Source organism: Rhizobacter sp. P2_G4 (assembly GCF_056403575.1).
This window is the reverse complement of the sequence record NZ_JBFUFG010000032.1, coordinates 1-1803: the sequence shown is the minus strand read 5'-3', so window position 1 is coordinate 1803 and position 1803 is coordinate 1. Positions and strand designations below refer to the sequence as shown.

The 1803-nt window shown below is 64.3% G+C and carries 2 protein-coding genes; both read right to left on the bottom strand.

The features are described 5' to 3' along the window. Nucleotides 1–1140 (bottom strand): glycoside hydrolase 43 family protein (locus AC1DYS_RS32185; protein WP_477906160.1); only part of this gene is annotated, 1140 nt, incomplete at its 3' end. 133 nt (nt 1141–1273) lie between these two features. After that, nucleotides 1274–1803 (bottom strand): beta-xylosidase family glycoside hydrolase (locus AC1DYS_RS32180; RefSeq protein ID WP_477906157.1); only part of this gene is annotated, 530 nt, incomplete at its 5' end.

Here is a 1803-nt window from a genome sequence, read left to right as displayed (position 1 = left end):
GAGGTAGCCCGGACGCTTGGTGAGCGACCAGTCACTGGGCCTCGGGTTGTGATTCCATTGCCAGGCCAGGGGCAGGGCAGGGTCGCCGGGCTGGCGGTTGAATTCGTCGGAGGCGACGATGCCGGAGGCGCCGGAGACGCCCTGTGCGCCGGCCGGGATGTCGAGCGTCATGGGCACCTTGCCGTTTTCGCCGAGCACGGGCCAGCCGTCCTTCCAGGTCACCGGCACGAGGTAGGGGATGCGACCCACGGCGCCGTTGTCCTTGAAAAGATAGGCAAACCATTTGCCTTCCGGGGTGTCGATGAGGCCGCCCTGAGCGATCCCTTGGTCATCCAGCGCGATGCGACCTTCGTAGGGCCCGTCGATGGCGTCGGCGCGGTGGACGATGACGGTGCGCGCCCAGCGGCTGCCTGGCGAGGCGATGTTGAAGAGGTAGTAGCGGCCGTCGACCTTGAAGAGCTGCGAGCCCTCGCCTTTGAGCCCGCCCTGGTCGGCCCCGAAGAGAGCGTTGACGCTTTCGACGATGACCTTGTTCACACCGCCGGGTTTGATGCCGGAGAGATCGGGTTGCAGCTCGATGAGCGTGATGCGACCGCTTCCGAAAACCATGTACACGCGACCGTCGTCATCGAAGAACAGGCTGTGGTCACCCAGCGACGGCTCGAAACTCGTCGCTTTCCACGGGCCGCGCTCCGGATCGCGCGTGGTGTAGATGTGGGTGCGTCCGGTGTTGGCGGAGAACGTCGACGCATGGAACACGCCGTCGTGGTAACTCAGGCTGCTGGCCCAGGAGCCAGCGCCGTATGCGTTCTTGCCGTTTTCGAGGCGGAGGGGTTCGTTGTCGGCAAGGGTTTCATAGCCGTAGGAGGCCATGCGCCAGTTGATCAGGTCGGTCGACTTCATGATCGGGAGGCCTGGGCTCATGTGCATCGTCGTGCTGCTCATGTAGTAGGTTTTTCCTACCCGGATGACTGCGATGTCTGGGACGTCGGCCCAGATGACGGGGTTGTGGGCACGGTTCGACTGTGCCGCCGCAAGGGCGCTGGTGGGACCGGCCGACGGTTCTGCGGCTAGCGCGGTTCCGCCGGCGAGCGCGGCCCAGCACAAGGCGACGGGTTGCAGGAGTCTGGCAAGGCGCATGGCTGGATGTGAAGCGTCAATAGGTTGTTGAGGGTGTGCCCCGGGATCGAGGACGTGGCGGCAACTCGGTCAAGCTCGCCTCGCTCAAGCCGTGGCAAACGGCGCTGGATCTCGGGTCCAGTGCTGGCGAAGGTCAGCGCGAGCCGCCGCCTGGCTCGATCCGGTAGTAGTCAAAGTCCACCCGGCCGCCGGCGGTCTTCGTCGAATAGAAGAAGAGGCCGAAGCGATAACCCATGAAGTGCTTTGGGTAGGAATAGGTCAGGCGCGAGGGACGTCCGATGGGAGTCCAGGATTTGCCATCGAGGCTGTAGGAGAAGCGAGCGACCTCGGGCGCGGGCTCAAATTCGCTTTCGACCTTGAGGTGAACGGTTTTGCCAGCGAGGGGAATGGCGGTGATCTCCTCGGGCTTGTCGGAATCTGTGCTCACCATGACGAGCGATCTGACGCCACCGGTCATCTTGACGCCGACAAAACCGTACTGTTTCTGGAAGGCGGTCAGGCCGGCCCAGTCGCCGTCCTTCATGCCGCTCACGTCGATGCTGGTGGTCGCCGAACTGCGTGGGCCGAAGGTACGCTGCGTGAGGGTGTTCGGAGCCTCAGTCAGCGTGGAGACGACCCGGCTGGTCACGAGGCTGAGGTAGCCCGGACGCTTGGTGAGCGACC